This window comes from Bacillus sp. FSL K6-0268 (assembly GCF_038005425.1).
Taxonomy (GTDB): domain Bacteria; phylum Bacillota; class Bacilli; order Bacillales; family Bacillaceae_G; genus Bacillus_A; species Bacillus_A thuringiensis_S.
In genome coordinates this window covers 138,765-162,145 of record NZ_JBBOTF010000001.1, presented here as the reverse complement: position 1 = coordinate 162,145, position 23,381 = coordinate 138,765, and the positions used below count along the sequence as shown (strand labels likewise).

Sequence of the window (23,381 nt, the reverse complement as noted above, 5' to 3'; positions counted from 1 at the left end):
ACCCCCACCTAACTTCTTTGCTTCCACCTGAATTTTGAGGTGGGGGTCTTACTGCCCGGCAAATAGCGGGATATAAGCATCTTTTTAACCAGCAGTAGGCTGCTCTCCCCTTTTTAGCATCATTTAGAAATGTCATATGACACTTTTACACTAGTGAGAATGACAAAAAAAGCAGTATGATTCGGTTATTACATAGATAGGAGCGATGAACTTTATGAAATCAAAATTCATCCAGAATGGTTATTTTTTATTGCTAACTTTCGTTACAGGATTGTTTTATTTTTGTTTTTATCTAATAGCTCTGCTATTTAGTTTCACCCTTTCATTTACTGTTGTTGGGATTCCATTAATTATGCGCGTACTACAGACTACCACACACTTTATCCAATTCGAGCGCATACAGACGAAAATTTATACAGATATTTCAACAGACTCTTACGATAGAAATATAACAATGGATACATCGAACTGGGCTCAGGTGAAATTAGTGCTTACAGATCGTTGTACTTGGTCTGCTGTCTATTGGTTAATGCAGAAATTTGTGATTGGCATTTTCAGTCTTATTAGTGCAATCATTTTTTATGTAATGCCACTTATGTTCCTGTTGGCACCACTACTGTATCGATACATCGATATGAATATTATATTCATACAGATAGATACGTTTGCCAAGTCACTCTTTGTAATGTTTATGGGTATAGTATTTACCGCCATAAGTATTAGAATAGTAGAAGGTTTGACACAGAAAATTGGGGGCTATACACGTAGTATGATTCAGCAACTAAATCAATAGAAGTTTGCAGTCTGTGAGTAGTATCGCAGTTTTAAATTAAAAAGTATAATAAGGCATGAAGGATTAATTTATACTATAGGAAGTAAAAAGGTAGGCTATTTAGGGGGTAAATGACTTGTTAGATATGGTTAAGTATTGGTTTTGGTACGATTGGATTATGTTAGGAGTCCGTATACTTGTTAGTGTCTCTATCGCCATAACCACATTAGATTTTCAGGATAGTTTAACATTGCCACTTTGGATTGTTATTTTTTGGGAGGTTGTTGCCTTCTCGATTCCATGGGTAGCCTTACTGTTCAATTACAAATATTACTTGTTCACAGAAATACTGCTATATGGTGGACTGTGTATATATTTAACCTCTTTATTTCCGGAAGCTAACGTTACATTTCTGATATCGGCTTTTCTAATTGCTGCGAATAGTAAGCATTTGTCCTATTATTGGACAGCTCCAACAACAGTTTTTATAACAACTGGAATTCTCTATGCGGTTGCGCCAAGTAATAGCTATTGGATTTTGGTTACCTACTATGGACTTGCTTATGTAATGGGCTTCGCTTTTCATTTATTAATCGTCAATCATAAACAAAATGAATCAATTCGTAAACAAAACGCGGTACTTGAGCAATATATGTCTCAGATTGAACGCATCACACTGGCGGAAGAACGGAACAGACTGTCGAATGAGCTTCATGATACAGTTGGTCATGCTTATACTTCTATTATTATGGGGATGGAAACGTTGCGTACCGAACTTTCTACTGAAATGGGTATACAGAGGCTAGACTCTCTGCTTGAAATGGGACGGAAAAGTATCGAGGACGTGAGAGGTTACCTACATCAAATGGATTCTTCATGTCAATCGCCTTCCTTAATTCAATCTCTACAAAATCTTGGAGCCGAATTTCAGGAGCACGCTCAGGTAAATGTAAGTTTTAGGACATTCGGAGAGGAATATCGGCTGTCTCGGCAAGCGAAGATCGCATTCATTCGTTGCTTACAAGAGTCCCTTACGAATGCAGTACGTCATGGTCAGGGGACTGAAATTATAGTTTCATTGCAGTTTGACGAACAATATACGAGGTTAGAAGTTCAAGATAATGGAAAAGGAAATGTAGAATGGCAGGAAGGCTTTGGTATGAATGCGATGAAAGAACGGGCAATGAACTTGCAAGGTCAATTGTCTGTATATACAAAGCCAGAGGAAGGAATGCTTGTTACATGTACCATACCGCGACAAACTGAAATAAAAGATGGACTTATTCGTTTGTTAATTGTAGACGATCAACCATTTGTTCGGGAAAGTTTGAGGACACTACTCGATAGATATGAAGATTTAAATGTAGTCGGTTTAGCTGAGGATGGCAATGAAGCCATCGATTTGTGTGGGCGCCTTCAACCCCATGTTATACTTATGGATTTAGATATGCAGCACATGGATGGAGTCGAAGCAACCAAAAAAATCAAGCAACAATGGCCACATATCCGCGTATTGATTTTCACAACTTTTCAGGATACCGAACAGGCGTTGGAATCCCTTCGCAACGGTGCGGATGGTTTTTTACTCAAATCTATTGAAACATTGGAGCTAGCTAATACGATCCGACTTATTCACAAAGGTGGGACACTGATTGATCAGGGAATGTCTCACAAAATATTTGAGAAGTTTGATGAGCAAAAAGAGACACCACAATCAAAAGCAACCGCTTATGAGCTAACAGCTAGGGAGATAGAAATATTGCAGCTAGTGGCAAAGGGACTTCGATACACTACCATAGCATCAAGGTTATATTTATCGAATGGTACGGTCAGAAATTATGCTTCCACAGCTTATACAAAGCTAGGAGTCCGCAACAAAGAAGAAGCTGTTCAAAAGGCTCTAGAAATTGGAATTATTGAATAAGAAAAATGTTTTTTGTTTCTCTACAGCAAGGTAAAATGTAGTTACAAGATACAGTAAAGGATAAAGTGAAACTTTAATCAGTGGGAATTTTGTTCATCCCCCACTGATTATCAGCCCTCACCAATCGGGCTTTTACGGGCAGCCCGCCCCACCTCACTTCTTTGCTCTCGCTGAATTTTGAGGTGGGGGTCTCACTGTCCGTTAATGCGGGATAAACTTATGAATTTAATTGAATATCATTTTTGATAGGTAATTTTTTTGAAAAATTTAACCCTGTTTTAAAAAATTTAAATAGCGTTACTACATATTGAATGTAGCAACGCTATTGTTTTCTATATTAGAAATTAAACATCTTTATTATCGCTATACGGAAGACAGTTTCAGGTCTTTTCATGTGGGGATTCCTCTAAACCAGTCCCCCTAATTCACTTGTTGTCTCTGAAAATAGTCATTTAAAAATATAGTTGCTAATTTCATTTCACTCTTCCTTGCACCCAAGTGGCAATATCATTTATAACATACTCTGGGATATTAGCAGGACTATACTATTCATCCGATTGACTTAATTCTCCTTCTCCTTCTGTAAAGAAGTGATTTAACTTTTGATACAGTCAATAATCAATGTTATCTCTCTCTTTTAATTGTTATTTCCAAAAAGGATTATCTATCATTCTTTATAAATTGCAAAATTTAAGGTCAGAAAAGGATTTCTATTTTTTATAAACAGGTGGAATGCTTTGTGGAAAATTGAAAATATCTTCTGGATCGTATTTAGCTTTCACTTGAGTCAATCGTTTAAAGTTTTCACCATAATATAAATCCGACCAATCTTTCATTGAGAGGTCAGGTGTGTTAACATAGACACCTTTCGTAAAAGGAATTAACGCGTGACGAAAAGCTTCTACCCAACGAATCCCTTGTGCAGCTCCCTCAGGTTTGTCCCAAGTGGAAAATAACACCATATCCATTAGAGCTTTTCGATAAAAATAAGCAGTTGCTTCCTCGGGTACTGCAGAAACAGTCCCCCCTAAGCCCTGAAAAAATATAGAAACAGTAGAATTAGGTGGAGATTGACTCATAAAATGTTGAATTGTAGCAATACCTTCTTCAGGTAATAAAGAATCCATAAAAGGTGCTACGCTTTTAAATGGAAAAGGAGTTGTAGGCTGATGATTGGATATTAACGTTATAGCTTCTAAATAAGAGAGTTCTTTTATGTCTACCTTTATAGGTGATCCAATTTTGAGAAGTGGTTGTATCAATTTCTGTAAGTCTGTAACTGATCCATGAAAAATCCCATGCATCAACACAGGAGCTGTCTTTTCTGAAGACAATAATAATGTAGGAGTAAAGCGTTTATCAGAAGTAGGTAGAGTATACTTTTGCCATTCCTGTATAACGGCTTTTAAATCTTGATGCCTCCAACTAACTTCAACAAAACCAACAGTCTTAATTTCCTGAGTACGAAAGCGAAAAGATGTACAAATACCGAAACTTCCGCCTCCACCACGTAAAGCCCAAAATAGATCAGGATGCTCCTGATCATTAACCTGCAATACACAGCCGTTAGCATCAACCATTTCTATTTCTACGACATGATCAAGTAGTAGTCCTAATGGTCGAGAAAGAATACCTTGCCCACCACCTAGCGCTATTCCTGCGATAGCTGGTTTAGGACAGACCCCATTAGGAATAGCTAATCCCTCTTTCCCAAGAAGCTCAGCTAGATGGAGATTTTTACAACCAGCTCCTACTGTAACAGTTTTTGATGTTGGATCTATTTTTATTTGATTTATCTCACTGACATCAATTACAATACCACCATCTAAAACTGACAAGCCTTCATAATTGTGCCCTCCTGAACGTACTCGGATAGGTACGTTATTATGTAACGACCATCGTACTGCATTCACAATGTCTTGAGTATTTTGTGCAAAGACAATAACAAAAGGGAATCTATTAAAAAATGTGTTGAACGCCTGACGTGCTGAATCATATTGCGCTTCACCAGGCGATACAATACGTCCTGTTAAACTTATATTTTCATCATAGAGCATATAGAAACCTCTCTCTCCGTACAAAAATTTTTAATGCTATCATGCTAATAATATGTATGTAAAAAAAGTAAGAACCGCCAATTATATTGGTGATTCTTACTTTTTTTCATAAAATTAAACAAATCCTTGCAGCTTTTAAATCGACAAAAGCCGTTTTTGAGCCTTTATTTTTACTATATGGCGTAGTGACGCATACATACCTATCAACCTTGCTTGATGGTGATAGGACACGGCAACAATCCTTTCTCTTTCGGGCTACTCATTATAAATAATAGATTTTCAGGGTGAAACTTTAACTTATGAGATTATAGCATTACAAGCTTTAAAGAAAACTCATACAAATTAATCCTATTAAATAAAACTTGCCAATGGCCCCTAAAAGTAGTAATCGTTGCCGCGCCCCTTCTTAGATAAAAGATAAATTTTTAATTTAAAATCTAAAATAAATAGTTTATGGACTGTAGTGCTAGTCCACCTATTATTTCTAAATTTCTTGTACCCATTCAAAATAATCAATAAAACGAGGTCCGATTATGTCTATACTTCGTATAAATAACATCATTACATTAATCTTTTTTCGGGAGTACAATCCCTTTATATAATTGAACTGTAATCAAGTAATAAATCGAGTAAATTACTACAAAAATAACAAGTGGTAACCAAATACGAAAGTACGGATCGATTAAAAGCGATCCAAACATGTTCATACCAACTAATATGTGAGTAATCCCCACAATTGCTGGGAATAAGAATATGAAGAATAACTCTTTATAGATTGATTTTGTTAATAATTCTCGGCGAACACCAATTTTACGAAGCATTTGATAACGTGCTACATCTTTTGATGCTCCCGACAGAACTTTAAACATTAAGCAACTTGCCATCATTGCTAAAAATGCAACTCCAACGAAAAAGCCCATAAACATTAGTCCGCTGGAAAAATCATGACTCGTAATATATTTTTGATACTTACTATCCAATTCTTCCGCTTTCACATTTTTATATTTTGCTATCTGTAATTCATCAAGTTTTTTCCATTCTTTTATGTATGATCCAAAATCATCTGTTTTCCCTATAAATACAGTACTTTCTTTCCCCTTCAACCCATCGTATATGTTTTGTTCTACAATTTTGATTTCATAATCAGGATACATATAATTTGGCTGGATCGTTCTGAAAGCCTGAATCCATTGTTTTGTGTCGATCTCTCCTTTAACCCATTTTATTGAAAATGCACCAATTGGTACTTCCTCTGAAACTTTCTCTATTTTCATACCTTGCAAGAAAGGACGATTTTTTTCTACATCTTCTTTAAGATAATAAACATACCTATCATCAACTTTGTAATGGTATTCAAATTTTTCTTGAAATAAGATACCACCCAAAATTGTCTTTTCTTCCGCAGTTGGATTATGAATGACTGAATCGTAAATTCGCATTTGATCTGTCATGTTTATAATGTTGTTTTTAAATGCCATACCACAAGCAATTCCACCAGCACCAAGAGCCACTAAAATTGCTACTGTTGCAAGCACATTTGTTAGACTATTAATGCGGAAATTTAATTGTGCAAAAGTAAAAGCATTGAGGCCTTTTTCACTACGTTTTTTATTACTCTTTAGCTTGTTAATCATAACTGGAAGAAGGGATCCAAATATAAGGTAAGTACCAACGGTTGCTGAGATTAATCCGACGGCCATTAATCCCAAAGCAATTAGCGGATTTGCATATGACATATAGATCAGTGATGCATAACCAATACCTAATAAAAGAATACCAAGGAATGCAATTACAACTGTCATTTTTCCTTTTATGGCAACACGTTCTGTTTGTGCATCTGCATGTACAAGTTGCAGTACAGAAATACGCGATAATTTAATACTATTCATAATTGCAGATAATACAAATAGTGCAAAGAAGAAGACGCAAGTAATAGCTATTGATGGCAGATAAAATGCTTTATAACCTTTACCAGCAAACTCGAGTTGTTTCATTAATAGCTGACCGATACCTTCTGCAAGTCCTACACCAATTGTAATTCCAATCAAAAGAGAGGTGGCACCTAATATGATTGTTTCAATGAACATAAGTAAGGTAACTTTATGCTTTTTTGCTCCTAACATCATATACATACCAAATTCTTTTTGACGAAGAGCTGATAAGAAAGAGTTTGCATATAAAATATAGAAAAATGTGATAATCGCTAACAAAACGGAACCAATTTTAAAGACAGCCACAATATCCCTAATAGAAGAGTTAGATTCAAGGAACGTTTTATTGGATGCTAGCGTTTGAAACATATAAAAAGTTGAAATAGAGACAATAAGACCAACAAGTAAAACAATGTAATCTTGCAACTTACTTTTTAGGCCTGACATAGAAAGCTTAAATAACATGATTGAACTTCCTTCCTTACGCTTTTTCTGTGCCTAAGTTTGCAAGCACATCTAAAATTTCTTTATAGAATTCTTCACGGGTACTACCGCGATGAATTTCTTTATATAACTCACCATCTTGAATGAATAAAATACGTTGACAGTAACTTGCGCTGTAAGGATCATGCGTAACCATCATAATGGATACACCTTGCTCTTTATTTAAGCTTGTCATGGCATTAAGTAAACTCGTTGCATTTTTAGAATCTAGGGCTCCAGTCGGCTCGTCTCCCAAAATAATTGCTGGTTCATGAACTAACGCACGTGCTGCTGCGGAACGTTGCTTTTGTCCACCAGATACTTCAGAAGGATATTTTTGAAGTATAGCTGTAATGCCTAACATATCAGCTACTTTTTCTACTTTCTTTCCAATATTACGAGATGAAACACCTTGAAGTGAAAGTGGGAGTGCGATATTTTCATAGATAGATAAATTCTCCAATAAGTTAAAGTCTTGGAAAATGAATCCTAACTTTTGTGAACGAAAATCAGAAAGTTCACCCTGCTTCATCCTCGTAATATCCGTTCCTGCAATTTCAACAACGCCGCCTGTCGCTTTATCTAACGTTGAAATTACATTTAATAATGTTGTTTTACCAGAACCAGAAGGCCCCATAATACCGACAAACTCCCCCTCTTGAATTGAGAATGATACACCTTTTAATGCATGTGATTGATTCTCACCTTTTTTACCGTACAATTTTTGAATGTTTTTTACATCTACAACTGGCTTTATCATTTATATCCTCCTACATTTTTTATTTCATTACAATAAGCTACTACGTTTGTTTACTACTAATAAAATAGTCATATTGCATTCACCCTAAAGCTACAATGAAGTCTTTCCTTTTTTCTTCTTTGCTCACCTGTTATGAAGTGACCTTTGTCAATAGTTTTTCACCCATAATATTTTTCTTGATGGCATACAAAAGCTTCAGAAATAAGATCTATCGACAGTTAACCACTCTGTTATTCGTGGATTGGTTACCTCAGGTTAATGGTTCGTCGTTAGGCTCTTATAATCTCACTGCGTGGATCACACCTTTTCAAATTCTAATAAATAGCTTGTTTATCAGAATTTCAGCCATGCCAGAAGAGGTGAGTCATAGATAGCCAGACCTGTAATTCACTATCTCTGAAGCTCATCTATGCCATCAATTGATACCTTTGATTTCTAACTATGAATCAATCAACTTCATATCCTTCCCTCTTTATTTTCGGTGAATTTTACCTGTTTCTAATCCCCATATAAAACACCCCAGTTCTCTTGCGATAGCTGTAACGGCAACATTTCTAGGCTTCCCTTGATATATCATGCGATAATATTTTCTTTGTAACCTTTCTACAGCCTGATCCGCATAAGCAATCACTTCGCTTCGTTGCCCTTTTTGTCTTGCTTTCACTCGCTTCGATTTTAATCCGATTGCTCCTTTTACCAACGCATTTGCACATTCTACAAGAGTAGACCTAACGGTCGAATTTCCTTGTTTTGTAATCGAACGTCGACTGATTTTCTCTCCACTTGAGCTTTCGCTTGGCGTCAATCCTACATAAGCCATAAATGCTTTAGCCGTGGGAAAACGAGTGAAGTCTGCAATTTCCACATGAACAGTCATTGCCGATGTTGTATCTATACCTTTTAAGCATCTTAACTTTGCGATTGGTTCTTCGTACCTTTCACGATGAGATAATTCTTCTAATCTCAAACTGAACCGCTCAATTTTATCGACTAGAACATCATACTGTAATAGGTATTCGCCTAACGTTTCTTTGAATAATCCTTGTAGATCAAGATTCTTTAACCATTTCATATAAGCGATTGTCCAGCTTGATTTCCCTTCATACACATAGCCATGTCTTAAAAGGAATGCTTTTATCTGTTGTTTTATTTTTTTCAAAGATGTTTTAAAATCACCTAACATGCGGATATACTCTTTCACGGCAACATCCTCTTCTTCTGGAACATATACTTCTTTATAGGTGCCATTTGCTAAATTAAGAGCAATCATTTTGGCATCGAATTTATCATTTTTCACCATTTTGTTTTTTGATGAACTGTACATTGTTGTGGGAGCTAAAATATCACAATCAATTCCATTTTGTTCAAGAAGATTATGAAGTGAATACCCTAAACAACCAGCCTCATATCCAGCTTTAATTTTTATATCTTCACCATATTTTGTTTTCAGTTTCTCAACGAATTTTTTTACGAGAGATACATTTGAAGCACATCGTGCTTCTCTTACAATTTCCCCAGTTGTTCCGTGTAGTGCACATAAGCTAAAACTTTCCTTGTGGACATCCATCCCAATATATATTATATTTTCCATAGTGGCCTCCTATTATCATAGGGTATAACCCCATTCATAATGTTTTCATTCATTATTATGGGTTAAAATCCCTGACTTGATAATCTAGGAGGTCACTTCATATTATCTCATCACTTTGAATACACCCATGATAAACTATAAAAATTAGGAAACACCCTGTAAAATCCTTAAGAATTCTTAAGTTTTATAAAAAAAGCTTATGGAACCTGTAATTCCATAAGCCGTTCTATTTGATTGGATGTTCAACAATAAAGGACATCCAGCCATCTTTATATTCTGCATGTATATTACCATCATGAAGTTCAACAATTCTTTTTGAGATAGCAAGTCCCAGTCCATTTCCTTGATTATTTTTTCTTGCCTTATCACCCCTGAAAAACCTTTCAAACAATTTATTTGGATCGCTAACAGGCGATCTCTCGACTTTATTTGATACTTTTAAAATTGCTTTGTTATCCATTAATTCAAGACATATGAATAATTGGGATGGTTTCATGCTGTACTTTATCGCATTCATAAACAGATTTTCATATACACGTACCATTTTTTCTGCATCTATGAAGATAGGTATTATTTCTTGTGTAATTGATTTTTGAACGATTAAACTTTCCTTTTCAAATATAGGAATGTATTCTCCAACTATTTGCTCCAACAGACCTGATAAATCAACTTCATTAAGATTTAACTTAGCATCTATGCCTGATAAACGAGTATATTCAAACAGCTCATCAATTAAATATTTCAGTCTCTGTGACTTTGAATAAGTGGTTTCAAGGTATTCCTGTAATTGTGTGTTATTGTTGTATTGCCCTCTTTTTAATAAATCTAAATAACCAATAATAGATGTCAACGGTGTGCGTAAGTCATGAGATACGTTAGTTATGAGCTCATTTTTTGTACGTTCTAATCGTCTTTCTTGTTCAAATGTATTTTCCAATTCCTTAGACATATAGTTGATATTTTTAGCAAGTTGGGTCAATTCGTCCTTCCCCTTAATCCCAATTGTTAGACCTAGTTTTCCATTGGCAATATCATTCACGTTATCAGAAATAAGCTTCAAATATACTATTTTCTTTCGAACCAATATCAAAAAAAGTATAATAAAGGTAAAGATTGCGAACGCGAATAAGAACAACATTGCGACATTGAATTCAAACATACCAAATTCTTCGTGTTTTATAAATAATGGATCTATGACGTATGCCAAAATGAGGATTGTTAAACCAAATGAAATAAAAAAACTAATTGCAACAGCACCAAGAAGTTTTATAATGATCTTATTTCTGAAACTAACATTCTTCATATTTTATACCCAATTCCCCAAACAGTTTTAATGTAAATGGGATGTTTAGAATCCTCTTCAATTTTGTCTCTTATTTTTGTAATATGCACCATGACGGTATTGTCTGATTTATAAAAAACCTCTTTCCAAACTGCTTCATATATTTTTGCTACACTCAGGACAATCCCTTTATTGCGGGCAAGTAGTTCGAGAATAGCAAACTCTTTTGGAGTTAACCTTGTTTCTTTTCCTCTTACCCATACTTGACGTGTATCTGTATTTACGGTTAAGTCACCAATTTCTAGAATGCTTTTATTATGTTCTACGGACGTATTGTATTTTTTAAATCTTCTTAATTGGGATTTCACTCTAGCGATTAATTCTAATGGGTTAAACGGTTTTGATAAATAATCATCTGCACCAGAGGCTAGGCCCTGAATTTTGTCTATATCCTCAGATTTTGCAGATAGCATAATGATAGGCATATTGCGATCTTCCCTAATTTTCATACATGCTTCAATGCCATCCATATTCGGCATCATAATATCTAAAATAACCAAATCAAATTCCTTTTCTTCTAACAGTTGTAAAGCTTGTATAGCATCTTCTGCCTTTTGAGTTTTTAGGCCTTCATTTTCTAGATATACAGAGATAAGATTTCTAATCTCTTTATCATCATCAACAATAAGAATTTTTGACTCCATATTATTCCTCCACATTAAATGCAATAAGTATACAATAAAGCATATATTTGTTGTTACTTAATTAATAAACTTACTAGAGATAGTTTCTATCTTTTTTTCTTTAATTAAGACGATTCTTTGTAAAATACACAAAAAGACCGTCACAGTATTGTGACGGAAAAACAGGAAAATTTCAATAACTAATACTATTATTATTTATTTTTAGCATTTAAGACACCCAGCGCTATTTTGGTTGCTTCTGCAATAAGCTTATCATCGTATTTAGCATCCTCTTTATCATGATTAGAAAGTATCGCAAGAACAATTGGCTTTTTATTTGGTGGCCAAATAATTGCGATATCATTTCTGGTTCCATAAGATCCCGAGCCCGTCTTATCAGCTACTTCCCATCCTCCTGGAACTCCAGCACGAATTAAGTTGTCTCCGGTAGTATTCCTTTTCATCCAATCTATTAATAAATCCCGTTTCTCAGTTGAAAGTACATCTCCTAACGCAAAAGCCTGAAGACTAGTAGCTAATGCCTTTGGGGTACTAGTATCATGTACGTCTCCTGGATGCACTTCGTTTAACTCTGGTTCAAAACGTTCAGGATTTGTAACGGTATCTCCTATTTCTCTCAGTGATTTTTTGAATTCGCTAGGTCCACCTAATTGTTTAAGAATAAGATTTTGTGCAGTATTATCACTATATCGAAGGGAAGCATCTGCAAGCTCTTTCAGAGTCATCCCCCTATCAACATACTTTTCTGTAATTGGATTGTAATTAACAAGATCTTCACGAGTATACAAAACTCTTTGATTTAGATCTTCTATTGATTTCTTTTGTAAAAGTACTCCCACAGCTAAAGCTTTGTGGGTAGATGCGTATGCAAACCGTTTATCTGATTGATACGTAACGGTTTGATTCGTATCAGTGTCCAATGCATAAATACCAAGTTTAGCATCAAATTCTTTTTCAAGTTTAGCAAAAGAATCATTACCAGTAGTTTCTTGTTTGATTTGATTTGTTTGTTTCGTTTGTTTAAGTGATTCAGATTGAGTATTACCATCGGAACAGCCTATAAGCGTTGCACATGAAAGAAATACTACAGGTACCATCTTTTTGTAATGTAAAATGTTAAAAAACTTGTTTAAGACTATCATACATTTTCAACCTCTTTCAAGAATATATAGTTTTTCTAGGTGTTATACATACCGACACAATGAAAAAGTCTATCGGATATCACTCTTCTTGCATCTCACTTTTCATAAAGTGAAATGCAAGAAGCCCTCACCAATCGGGCTTTTACGGGTAAATAGCGGGATAAAATGAGCGAATTATCATGAACACCTGTTTTATACGTATACTTAATAGACAACTTAAGTAACAAGTTTGTTCCATTTTTATCAGTAGTCGTATCTAGAAACCTAAAAAAGTCCATTTAGAAGATCTAAATGGACTTTTTTACTCATATAATCCTATCTATAGTTAAACGAATAAGATTAAATAAATTTAAATTTTCTTGCTTTATCTACTAAACTGTTTAGGCATTTCTTTAACGTGCTTATCATCATCACGCCAATCATAGGTTTCTTTCTGTGAAATATCTAAAGTTTGATCTCCAATTCTAACAATATTCTTATTTACCCATTCAATATATGGATCGGTATCTGGATAATTCCAATATATATTTTTCTCTGAATCTGTATCAAGGTTAACTAATTCACCCCTAACAGCATCCGCACTTAATGATCCTGCATTATGAAAATAAGTCTTGATGAGATATTTTCCATCTGGAGATTTCACTGTTCGAATTAATTCCCCTTTTGGAACACCTTGCAAACTAAAAAATTTCCAATATCCAAACCCAATTATAATTACTAACATAGTAATTATAGTTAGTAATACTTTTCTTTTTGTTTTTTTAATTTCACCTTTTGTATTTATAATACTCATTCAACTCCATTTCATAGAACTAATACCATATTATACCATTAAATAAATGGTATAATATATCAAAAATAAAAATCCTCCCGTAATAGTATTATAAAAAGGGCATGTGATGGTCTCCCTATTTATAAAGTGAAACTTTAATCCCACTCACCAATCGGGCTACCCGTTAATGCGGGATAAACATGAAAATTCCCCTTTAAGAAAAATATAAAAAATCAGACAGTATACTTGAATTGCTCTTCGCAAGAGAATATACTAATAAAGCAGGCTATGACGTTCCTTCCTTCTAACTTCTTTGGCGAAATAGGGATGTTACTTTCCTGCTAAACACATAGGCTATGACAATTCTTCCTTCTTTTCCAGAAATTTCAAATAGTTTTAGAGTTGTCAATTCCCTATGAAAAATAATTAGACTATAAAACCTCTTTCTTCTTTGGGATTGAATAAACTTTAGTTTATCAACCATTGATGTAGAGGTTTTCTTTTCTTAATTAACAAATTACCACTTAACAACTAAATGTTATACCCCTAATTTTTCACTAAAAAATAGCTATGTAACCTCTGTGTATTTTTCTACAATTAGTGTGTTTATGCATGTAAAAATAAAAATCTACCACTGAAAGGAGGACAGTCAGACTATTCCCCTCTTTTATAAGGAGTGAATAGCTGGCGTTCTCATGAAAAATTCTATTTACATAAGAAGAAGTTTGAAAGTAATTATAAAAAGAGAAGAAAATAAACTACCGAACATTTATTTAGCCACTGTTTTAAAAAACTTGGAAAGTTTAGGATTTACTTTTTCCGAGCCTTTAATAGAAGAGTTGCAAACACTTTCGGTTGATACATTCACATCGTTTTACAAAGAGTTGGTAAAACATTTAAAAGAAATGGTTGGTGCACATATTCAGTTTGCTCCTATGTATCCAAACTTTCCGCAACAAATGATGGATTTAAGTGACGCTGATTTATACATTAATGCTATTATTCATTATGTGACGTTGCGCCTACCTGTATCAAAAGTAGAAGAACGACTTCCTCTTTTAGATAGCGTTGATTTGAAAGTTATTAACTTAGGAAGTGAAGAAGATTTCAATCAAATGATTTCTCAATTGATTAGTGCAAACAGCTCTATTTCCTCAACTGATAAGACAGATGTAGAATGGGCTATTACACACACTGAAGATGTTTCCTGTTTTCTACCTAATGTAATTCCTCATAAGGAAAATATGTCTTTTATAATTGGAGTTTTATTAATAAACAGAAAAATATCAGCCGATGCTGCTGCAAAGTATTTTAAAACAGCAACTGATGTTCTTCGCCTTGCAGTTGCTTTATCTGAAGGCGATGTGAGTTTAGCATCTTCCGTTCGATTCAAGAAGTTTAACCGAGCAGAAAGACGCTTCCTTTTAGGATTGTTAGAGCAATGCGGAAACATTACCGAAGATATGCTTCGATACAAAAAACGTTGGATTCGTCTAGGTGAAATTCTTCATCCAGCAGAATATCATACTCGTTTCCCAAAAACCCACCGAGCATTTGAGATTCTTCGCAACAACATTAAAGTTGAAACATTTAATGGAAAAATAGAAGCAGCTTTGTTGAATCGTGATATCATGACAGCGAAAAATCTTTTAAAAACTCGCCCTGGGGAATTTGCCAGACGCTTGGATCATTTAATCCGTTTATGTAGTGATAAGTCAACAGATGTTTTCCATATTCTCGAAGAGTTTCTAAGTATAATAGGAGACGTTTCTACTCCTGTATTACTTCAACTCACAGCTCATTTTAAGCATCGAAATGATAAAAATGAATTTCGTACCTTTTTTCCAAAGGGAAATGTAGCAAAAGCTATAGGTATTGAAAATACACTTCCATTTATCTCAGAGGATATTTGTTTAATGATTGTAAAAATGTGTGAAGATACTTTAAAAAATCGCTTCGCAAAACTTCCAAGTCTCGGAAAAGTATTTTTGGATGAACAGTTAAAAAATCACTTAGTTCCCTTCTCTCAACGTTCAGCCAGCAAAGCGCTTCGCACATTATCTCGAGGAAGTAAAGTAGATTTGCCAGAAGGAGATACGATTCGTTTTTTCCTATGGTGGAAAGAAGGCTATGTGAATGGACAACATACAGGACGCGTTGACATTGATTTGTCTGCTGCAATGTACGACGAAGATTGGCAATACAAAGAACATGTATCCTTCACGAACTTACGTTCAAAAAATTTCAAAGCCTACCATAGCGGAGACATTACTTCTGCACCAAAGGGGGCATCTGAATTCATTGATTTCGATATTCCGTCTGTGCTGAAATATGGTGGACGCTATGTAGTCATGACTTTGCTTTCTTACACAGACCAACCATATAAAGATTTACCAGAATGCTTTACTGGTTGGATGGTTCGTCAATATCCTGGTTCAGGTGAAATATTTGAACCTTCTACTGTTCAAGATAAAGTGGATATTACTGCCGACACCCAAATCTCTATTCCAGTTATCTTAGACTTAAAGGAACGAAAATTGATTTGGACAGATTTATCTCTTACAAGAGATCTAACTTATGATAATACCATCGAGGCGAATCAAAAAGGTATGATACTAGTTGGAAAGGCTTTAACTAATTTAGTTAAACCGAATTTATATGACTTGTTCCGATTACATATTGAAGCTAGAGGTGAACTCGTTCAAGACATCGAAGAAGCAGAAACTATTTTCTCTTTGGATAAAGGGATTACTCCTTTCGATATTGAAAAAATAATATCTGATTTTATAGCTGACCCACAAGGCTAACTACATTACAAACATTGATAATGTGTGGAAAATATCCATGTATAATGTCTATGTGAAACAGGACCTGATAGATGCATATCAGGTCCTGTTTTTTATTTAGTAGATACTAAATAGTCCGGTTAATCATTATTCAGCTAAATACACGATACTAATAAAGTGAAATTTATTCGAAAGAAGTTCATTAGTTAATACGTATCTAATTAAGAAACATTCATATACCAGCCCAAACATCTTTTCCATATCGCCCTTCATCTTGCACACGATCCAACCAATTCCTTGCTTCTTGTTCACTGACTTCATGAATTTCTTGATATGCTTGACAAAGGGTATCTTCTACATCCGGAGCCATTTTACTGCCATCACCACATATATAAAGATGAGCTCCATTATCTAATAACGAAATTAAATTGATACTATCTTGTTTTATTAAATGCTGTACATATGTTTTGGGATGTCCCTCTAGACGAGAAAAAGCTGTGTGTAAAGAGATTAATCCATCTCTTTCATCATTTTCTAGCTCTGTACGATAGAGATAATCTTTTTCAGGATGACGACAACCAAAATATAGATGCGCTTGTCCTAAATTAATACCTTTTTGCTTTTGAACACGACGCGCTTGCAAGAATCCACGGAATGGTGCAACTCCAGTACCTGGCCCAACCATAATAATTGGTGTTTCTGGATCTTTAGGTAATTCAAAGTTTGATTGTGGCGTTCGAATGAAACAAATAATCTCATCTTTATTATGACGCTGAGCTAAATAATTAGAAGCGACTCCTTCATATGTCCCTTCTCCACTCCATGCAGGCGCATTAACAACACCGACCGTAATGCTCAGACGATTCTGTGCAACAAGTGGAGAGCTTGAAATAGAATAGTAACGCGGTTTGAGCGCAGGAAGCAGTTCTAAAAAGCGTTCAAATCGGATTTCACAAGCCTCATACTTTTCAAGAAGATCCAACATTGAAATACGTTTCTTTAGTATTTGTTCATGATAGACCCCTTCTTCTAATAATGCTTCCAATTCTTTTTTATGAGGAGGGCATGCTGTGAATGTTACCATTTCTCGTATTTGTGCACGAGTGGCTGCTTCTTGAACTTCGACACTATAACTAAGAAGGTCCAATAAACTAACAGGACTGTCTAAAGGTATGTGATTTATACTTCGTCCACTTGCACTCAGTATGACTTGATCCTTTCCGTTTAATCCAAAGCGTTTTAAAATTCGATTAACATTCTTCTCGCTATTAATTGGCAGCACTCCAAGGTGGTCTCCTTCTTGATATGTAGCGCCTTCTGGCAAGGATACCTCGATATGTCGTGTACTTCTATCGCTGCTGGATGATTGGAGTTCACGATTTTCTAGTATAGTTGCATAAACTGCTTCATATGTTCGTGCAAGAGGAGATCCTCCAAGACGACTGACAAATTGCAGACTCAAAGTACTACGCTCTTTCTCCATATTTTTGTTAAATTCCAATCCAAATGCCTTCATCGCATCAGACCACATGCCTTGTTTCCATTGCTCGAGCTGTTCCTCAAAATCACCACTTGCATCTGCTTCTCCGCGTTTAGAAAACCTTGTTGCTCCTTTTTGAGCCATCTGCTCATCAATGTATCTTGGAATCCGTTGATAGGTACTAGCCCAATTATGATCTCCACAACCAAAAACTGCGTATTGAACACCTTTTAGCTCATCTGGTTTTAGTTCCTCCAACCATTGCACAAACTGTCCTGCATTACTTGGCGGTTTTCCATTATAAGAAGAAGTTACAATAAGAACCGCTCCTTCTTTCGGTAGACTTCCAATTCGATCGTTAAGAGCTACCACTTCCGTTTGAACCCCTTCTAAACTAGCTGTATCTGCTAATTCTCTTGCAATACCTTCTGCTACACCTGTATCCGAGCCGTACAGAACAAGAAGTGAAAGATTATCAGCCCCAATAATAGAAGGTGTCTTCTGAACGTGCTGCTTAATTTCATGGTTTTTCAGCTTGTCCTCTGTAGGTGCAAGAACAGTAGGATGACTAATAGTTTGTTTTCGGGGTAGAATCCTAATCTTAAAATCACCGGGCTTTAGCGTTAATGTTTGTTTTACGTCCAGCTGATAGTTTTGATAATCGATTAATTCAAAATGTTGAAGAAGCATTCCCATTACAAGAGTGGCTTCATGAAGTGCAAATTGCATACCGATACATGCTCTCTGGCCATTTCCAAATGGCTTATAAGCATGATGAGGAACCTTATCCAGCTCTTCAAATCGTTCAGGTTGGAATTCTTCCACATTGTCTCCCCATGCATCTTTATCCCTATGCAGCTGTGGAATAAGAACAGAAATACGATCTTCTCCTTTCTTAATTGGGTATTTCCCGCCAATCACTGTATCTTCTTTTGCATAGAGACTGAATGCTGGAGCGGTAGGCCATAGACGTAGCGATTCATTTAAAATCATCCGTATATACTTCAGTTTCATAACTTGTTGGTATGTTGGAGTAGGATCTGTCAAAATACGGTCTACTTCTTCATAGGCTTTTTTTAACTTATCCGGATTCTTTAATAAAAAGTAAATTGCAAAAGATAACAATCCACTTGTTGTCTCATGCCCAGCTATTAAAAAAGTGATAATTTGGAAACGAATGTTTTCATCATCTAATTTTTCACCAGTTTCCGGATCCTGTACATTTAACATACGGGAAAGTAAATCATTTTCTTCCTGATCTCCACTACTTTTACGTTCAGCAATAATATTATCTACTAAAGAAAACATAGATTGGATATCATGCTGAAATTGACGTTTCGTTCTCCACATGAGTTTGTCTTCTATATCCAGCCGCTGCAATTGGTGCATTGCCTCATCTAGAGCACGGCTCATGCTAGTGATAAAAGGATGAGGGGTCTCACGATAAAAGCTATTAAATCGGTAATTAAAACCACATAGACCAATTGTATCTAACGTAAGGCGAGTCATATCCTCCGGAACATCTACGTCTTCATTCGGATTAAGCCGTGCCCATTTTTGAACGAGTTGTACAGCAAGATCGACCATCATGGCATGGTAATCTTTCATTGCCCGTTGGCTAAATGTAGGCATCAAAATATTATGAGCTTTTTTCCAGTTAGGCTCGTGAGTCTCGCTAGTAAATAATCCGTCTCCAGCAAAGGCACGAACCTTTGCCAAAGCACCCTCTATGCTTTTATCGAACCGCGTTTCGTCACAAACTTCTGCTACCAGTTCATGTCCAGAAACGACAATTATGGCATCACTTAAAGTTTGAATTCGAAAAATGGGACCATACTCTTCCGCCAGCTTAATAAACGATAGAGTCGGTTTATCTTTATCGATTAATGGGAGATTACCCAGCGGTCCATATGTTTTCGGCTGGGGAATGGCAGATACTTTTTTTTCCATTTAAAACACCCTTTCAAAAAAGCATGAAATAGCATATCCCATTTAATAAAGAGGAAATAGCAACTAATTGCCTGGGATACAGATATGTAATTGATTACCTTATTTTATCTTTTCCCTAACTATTCATGATTATGATATTGAGTATAAGCTTGGCAATTAGATTTATAAATTGTAGAAAAATACTAAATTAAAATGAAGCGAATAAATATAATTGGATCCTTTTAATATTGGCGTTAAAAGATAAGCTAAAATTATAATGTTTATGAGAATTTGCAAACGGATCTCATCTCTTGCATTTGTTTATAAAACGATCATTTTGATTTATTTTCTTCTAAAACACCCCAAAATAGAGAAGTTGACGAGCTTAAGATTGTAGTATTCGAAAAATCAGTAGTTTAGTTAAACCAATACGATAAGCAAGTATACCGTGTTACTAATGAAAGAGGACCTGATATGAACGTCAGGTCCTCTTTCACTATATATAATTATTTCACTGCTTCTTTCAGCTCTTTTCCAGCTTTAAATATCGGCGCCTTAGCAGCAAAAAAACTTGTAGGAATCATTATCTAGCGTTTTATTCTTCTCTACCGATTTAACTTCTCGACAGCTTCCGCACTTGTATCTACACGTTTAACGAAAAAAACTAATAGTAGTGCAACAACATTCATGCCAAGCGCTACATAGAATGAATATTGAATTCCGGATAATAAAGCCTTCTGAGTTAACATTGCCTTCGTAGCCTCTGTGAAGGTTGTTGGATCTACATCAGCCATTAGACTTTCAGCTTTTGTTTTTGTTACAGAATTCATAATCGTAACAAGAATAGCAGTACCAATCGAACCGGACACTTGTTGAGCTGTATTATTAACAGCTGTACCGTGCGGATTTAAGCGCGTTGGCAATTGATTGAGGCCATTTGTCATAAGTGGCATCATCACCATCGCCATCCCAAACATCCGCAATGTGTAAATAAGAATAATATGTGTGTGACTAGAATCGAGTTGCAGATTTGCCAGCATATAAGTTGAAACGGCTGTAATGGAAAGTCCTACTATACCAAGAATCCGAGGGCCATATTTATCAAATAGTTTACCTGTAATTGGTGACATAACCCCCATTATTACCGCACCTGGAAGCATCATCAGCCCAGAGCTCAGCGGTGAAATACCGCGGACGTTTTGTACATAAGCTGGTGTTAAAATCATCCCCGAAAACATGGCCACTGCGTTGACAATTGCAATTACAGACGCAAGTGCAAACATTGGGTACTTGTAAACACGTAAATCCAATAACGGCTCATCCATTTTTAATTGGCGGATAATAAAAGCAATTAGGGCAATAGCGCCTATGATTAAGGTTGTTAAGACAACTTTATTTGTCCAACCATCGGAGCTTGCAGAACTGAATCCATATAACAAACCGCCAAAACCGACAGAAGATAATAGTAATGAGAGATAATCAAGTTTTGCATTTTTGTTTTGTTTCATGACATTCTCAGATTTCCAAATCCCTAACAGTAAGCTAATGATTGCTAACGGTAAAATCATTTCAAAAAGCAAACGCCAGTCATAATACTCTACAATATAACCTGATAGTGTCGGTCCAATTGCTGGAGCTGTAATCATAACTAGTCCAAAAATCCCCATTGCTGTTCCCCTTTTTTCTCTTGGAAAGCTTACTAGCATAATATTCATTAACAAAGGCCCCATAACTGAAGAGCCTGCCGCTTGAACCATCCGACCAGTAAGTAATAAACCAAAATTCGGCGCTACAGCTGCTAAGGCAGTACCAAGAATAAAAATCACCATAGATGTAATGAATAGGCTTCTATTCGAGAAACGCGTTATTAAAAATGCTGATGCCGGAATTAATATACCACTTACAAGCATATACCCTGTAGAAAGCCACTGGATCGTTGAATAATCTTGAATGTCTAAATCTTTCATTATTGATGGCAAGGCTACATTTAAAAGCGAGTTATTTAGAAATGAAACAAATGCCCCAATAAAAAGGATTACAAGCATTAAATATGGTGGTTTTCTTTTATGTAATGTTTCACTCATATATTTAATTGCCCCTTCATTATAAATTTCATTGATTCGTTTAAATCGTTTACATATTTGCACAAGAAAACATTACCCTTGCAGTATTTTGCCAAACTCTTAGAATGGATATTCTCTTTTTAGCAATTCCACTTGCCCAACATAACATTTTAAAATCTTTTTTTGATTAAACCTTTATAAAAACGTTTGTTAACGGAATTTAAATTAGGCTGAAATATATAAAAGAAGCGACTGAAAATACCCTTCTAAAATAAAGTGAAACTTTAAATCAACAAGGCCACACACCCATTCCTTTAAATACAGGCTTGTAGATCTAGTTATGTAACCATCCATAAAAAGGAATATTACATAGGCTAAGTCTAACATTACATTTTTAAAGTGAGGAGAATAAGCGTATGCACCAATATTGGTATTTGAATTCAAAGGGAAACGGGGAACAATATACTAACCAAATTTCATTATATTCACAGCCCGAAATAACTAAATCTGAGGTAATGAATGATTTGAAGATTCCTGAGAATTGGAGTTACCGAGTCTATCCAGTTAGTTGGGATTCATCAGCCAATTATACGGGATTCACTCCCCAACCCCCTCCCTTCTCTTGGGGGGAACCAATCAATTATGCAGGGATAATGCCACAAGGTCACCCTACTAATTGGCCTCCATTACCAGGTCATGCAGGTTTTAATTTTCAAAAACCTCCCTTCCCCTGGGCCCAACCATTCAATCATACAGGGATGTTCGCACAAGGTCATCTTGCCGCTTTATTATCGCCGCCAGCTAAGCCTTTTCATATCAATACCAATAACTCGGGTGTTTTTGGAAACCCTCCAGGATGGGGTAGTCCGTGGGCCCCAATGGGATGGGGAAATAACGGAGGTAACGGTCAGCTAGGAATGCTTGGAAACTTATTTACAGCAGGAAAAGGCACCATGAGTGGAATAGGAATGATTAGTAGTCTAATCGGGATGGGGAAGTTCTTCTTTTAGTTAATTAGAACAGGAGAATGTGGCTGTAGCTTTAATCAACCACATTTAAGGACAGTAATCTCCCACCTAACTTCCTAGCATAGCATTCGCGGAAATTTTAGGTGGATATGTATTGTTACAAGTTACTGTTTTACTTTGAGTGCTCCTTTACTTTCTTATCAAGTGCCTTACTATAAGCATCTTTGTTTTCCTGCGATAACTCATAAATTGCTTTTTTCCAATGCTCTCCGTCTACACCTGATAAAAATTCAGTACCTTTCATTGTAGCTTCTTGAACCTTCTGTTTATCTTCTTTACCAGCATCCTTAATTAACTTCGTTGCTTTTCTTGCCTCTGTTACCCCTTCTTGTATGGATTTGTGAATGTCTTTGTATGTATCAGGTACTTTTATGTGTTCCATATTGTCTAAAATTTTATCTATCTCGTTTGATGTTTTTAAAACAGCTTTTGCTTTTTCTTTGTCCTTTAAGGATTCTCCTAAGTTTAGTAATAGTTCATCCTTCTTAAATTGGAACTCTACCACTTGCTCACATATGTAGTACGGATACTGTTGTTCGGAAAGTACTGTTTTCGTTATTGCTTTACTAGTTTGCTCAGTCTTATGAGTAGAATCTTTATCTCCTGCCTCGCATCCGACTAACAGCATAAATGGAACTGCTAACGTTACTAGTTTCTTTGCTCTCATTATGTATTCT

General features: G+C 35.6%; 15 protein-coding genes and 1 pseudogene. 4 read left to right on the top strand and 12 right to left on the bottom strand.

The genetic code is table 11. The features are described from left to right. The first annotated feature begins 214 nt into the window (after positions 1 to 214). The gene (locus tag MHI28_RS00830) at positions 215 to 793 is read left to right on the top strand and encodes a sensor domain-containing protein (protein ID WP_000836848.1); all 579 of its coding nucleotides are present in this window, start codon (positions 215 to 217) and stop codon (positions 791 to 793) included. 115 nt (positions 794 to 908) lie between these two features. After that, positions 909 to 2,696: a hybrid sensor histidine kinase/response regulator transcription factor gene (locus MHI28_RS00825; RefSeq protein ID WP_340827553.1), complete on the top strand. Its 1,788-nt coding sequence runs from the start codon at positions 909 to 911 to the stop codon at positions 2,694 to 2,696. Between the two features lie 473 nt (positions 2,697 to 3,169). Here the strand turns inward: MHI28_RS00825 and MHI28_RS00820 are convergent. The 9 genes and pseudogenes from MHI28_RS00820 to MHI28_RS00780 all read right to left on the bottom strand — a co-directional run. Further along, a pseudogene (locus MHI28_RS00820) lies at positions 3,170 to 3,364 on the bottom strand (alpha/beta hydrolase); the annotation flags it as partial. A gap of 42 nt (positions 3,365 to 3,406) precedes the next feature. Continuing rightward, positions 3,407 to 4,753 (bottom strand): FAD-binding oxidoreductase, encoded by a 1,347-nt coding sequence (locus MHI28_RS00815; RefSeq protein WP_340827552.1) that lies wholly within the window; start codon positions 4,751 to 4,753, stop codon positions 3,407 to 3,409. A gap of 566 nt (positions 4,754 to 5,319) precedes the next feature. Further along, a complete protein-coding gene (locus tag MHI28_RS00810) occupies positions 5,320 to 7,149 on the bottom strand; it encodes an FtsX-like permease family protein (RefSeq protein ID WP_000897823.1) in 1,830 nt (609 codons plus the stop codon). Positions 7,150 to 7,165: 16 nt separating this feature from the next. Next, positions 7,166 to 7,927 carry an ABC transporter ATP-binding protein gene (locus MHI28_RS00805; RefSeq protein ID WP_000595169.1) on the bottom strand — a complete coding sequence of 254 codons (762 nt, stop codon included), beginning with the start codon at positions 7,925 to 7,927 and terminating at the stop codon, positions 7,166 to 7,168. Between the two features lie 472 nt (positions 7,928 to 8,399). Next, entirely contained in the window at positions 8,400 to 9,518 is a 1,119-nt protein-coding gene (locus MHI28_RS00800; RefSeq protein ID WP_277548338.1) for an IS110 family transposase, read from the bottom strand. A 226-nt stretch (positions 9,519 to 9,744) separates the two neighbouring features. Next, positions 9,745 to 10,821, bottom strand: a complete 1,077-nt coding sequence (locus MHI28_RS00795; RefSeq protein WP_000800283.1) for a sensor histidine kinase — start codon at positions 10,819 to 10,821, stop codon at positions 9,745 to 9,747. Further along, on the bottom strand, positions 10,818 to 11,504 hold the full coding sequence (locus tag MHI28_RS00790; RefSeq protein ID WP_000444082.1) for a response regulator transcription factor: 687 nt from the start codon (positions 11,502 to 11,504) through the stop codon (positions 10,818 to 10,820). Before MHI28_RS00790 ends, MHI28_RS00795 begins: the two co-directional genes overlap by 4 nt. A gap of 191 nt (positions 11,505 to 11,695) precedes the next feature. Then, positions 11,696 to 12,646: a class A beta-lactamase gene (bla, locus tag MHI28_RS00785; protein ID WP_000636468.1), complete on the bottom strand. Its 951-nt coding sequence runs from the start codon at positions 12,644 to 12,646 to the stop codon at positions 11,696 to 11,698. Between the two features lie 364 nt (positions 12,647 to 13,010). Further along, the gene (locus MHI28_RS00780) at positions 13,011 to 13,439 is read right to left on the bottom strand and encodes a DUF5412 domain-containing protein (RefSeq protein ID WP_000022536.1); all 429 of its coding nucleotides are present in this window, start codon (positions 13,437 to 13,439) and stop codon (positions 13,011 to 13,013) included. Positions 13,440 to 14,113: 674 nt separating this feature from the next. Between MHI28_RS00780 and MHI28_RS00775 the strand changes: the two genes are divergently transcribed. Further along, positions 14,114 to 16,225: a TerD family protein gene (locus MHI28_RS00775; RefSeq protein ID WP_000798032.1), complete on the top strand. Its 2,112-nt coding sequence runs from the start codon at positions 14,114 to 14,116 to the stop codon at positions 16,223 to 16,225. Between the two features lie 211 nt (positions 16,226 to 16,436). Here the strand turns inward: MHI28_RS00775 and cypD are convergent, their stop codons facing one another. Continuing rightward, the gene (gene cypD / locus MHI28_RS00770) at positions 16,437 to 19,634 is read right to left on the bottom strand and encodes a bifunctional P-450/NADPH--P450 reductase (protein ID WP_000412781.1); all 3,198 of its coding nucleotides are present in this window, start codon (positions 19,632 to 19,634) and stop codon (positions 16,437 to 16,439) included. A 584-nt stretch (positions 19,635 to 20,218) separates the two neighbouring features. Continuing rightward, positions 20,219 to 21,697, bottom strand: a complete 1,479-nt coding sequence (locus MHI28_RS00765; protein WP_000005102.1) for a DHA2 family efflux MFS transporter permease subunit — start codon at positions 21,695 to 21,697, stop codon at positions 20,219 to 20,221. 395 nt (positions 21,698 to 22,092) lie between these two features. Between MHI28_RS00765 and MHI28_RS00760 the strand changes: the two genes are divergently transcribed. Continuing rightward, positions 22,093 to 22,686, top strand: a complete 594-nt coding sequence (locus MHI28_RS00760; RefSeq protein ID WP_000554429.1) for a hypothetical protein — start codon at positions 22,093 to 22,095, stop codon at positions 22,684 to 22,686. Between the two features lie 130 nt (positions 22,687 to 22,816). Here MHI28_RS00760 and MHI28_RS00755 read toward each other — a convergent pair whose 3' ends face one another. Next, on the bottom strand, positions 22,817 to 23,371 hold the full coding sequence (locus tag MHI28_RS00755; protein ID WP_001201794.1) for a hypothetical protein: 555 nt from the start codon (positions 23,369 to 23,371) through the stop codon (positions 22,817 to 22,819). Positions 23,372 to 23,381 lie beyond the last annotated feature (10 nt).

Bases quoted from the DNA above. Each gene is read 5' to 3' on its own strand.
- MHI28_RS00830 (WP_000836848.1), top strand. From the start codon at position 215: ATGAAATCAAAATTCATCCAGAATGGTTATTTTTTATTGCTAACTTTC.
- MHI28_RS00815 (WP_340827552.1), bottom strand. From the start codon at position 4,753: ATGCTCTATGATGAAAATATAAGTTTAACAGGACGTATTGTATCGCCT.
- MHI28_RS00810 (WP_000897823.1), bottom strand. From the start codon at position 7,149: ATGTTATTTAAGCTTTCTATGTCAGGCCTAAAAAGTAAGTTGCAAGAT.
- MHI28_RS00805 (WP_000595169.1), bottom strand. From the start codon at position 7,927: ATGATAAAGCCAGTTGTAGATGTAAAAAACATTCAAAAATTGTACGGT.
- MHI28_RS00800 (WP_277548338.1), bottom strand. From the start codon at position 9,518: ATGGAAAATATAATATATATTGGGATGGATGTCCACAAGGAAAGTTTT.
- MHI28_RS00795 (WP_000800283.1), bottom strand. From the start codon at position 10,821: ATGAAGAATGTTAGTTTCAGAAATAAGATCATTATAAAACTTCTTGGT.
- MHI28_RS00790 (WP_000444082.1), bottom strand. From the start codon at position 11,504: ATGGAGTCAAAAATTCTTATTGTTGATGATGATAAAGAGATTAGAAAT.
- bla (WP_000636468.1), bottom strand. From the start codon at position 12,646: ATGATAGTCTTAAACAAGTTTTTTAACATTTTACATTACAAAAAGATG.
- MHI28_RS00780 (WP_000022536.1), bottom strand. From the start codon at position 13,439: ATGAGTATTATAAATACAAAAGGTGAAATTAAAAAAACAAAAAGAAAA.
- MHI28_RS00775 (WP_000798032.1), top strand. From the start codon at position 14,114: ATGAAAAATTCTATTTACATAAGAAGAAGTTTGAAAGTAATTATAAAA.
- cypD (WP_000412781.1), bottom strand. From the start codon at position 19,634: ATGGAAAAAAAAGTATCTGCCATTCCCCAGCCGAAAACATATGGACCG.
- MHI28_RS00765 (WP_000005102.1), bottom strand. From the start codon at position 21,697: ATGAGTGAAACATTACATAAAAGAAAACCACCATATTTAATGCTTGTA.
- MHI28_RS00760 (WP_000554429.1), top strand. From the start codon at position 22,093: ATGCACCAATATTGGTATTTGAATTCAAAGGGAAACGGGGAACAATAT.
- MHI28_RS00755 (WP_001201794.1), bottom strand. From the start codon at position 23,371: ATGAGAGCAAAGAAACTAGTAACGTTAGCAGTTCCATTTATGCTGTTA.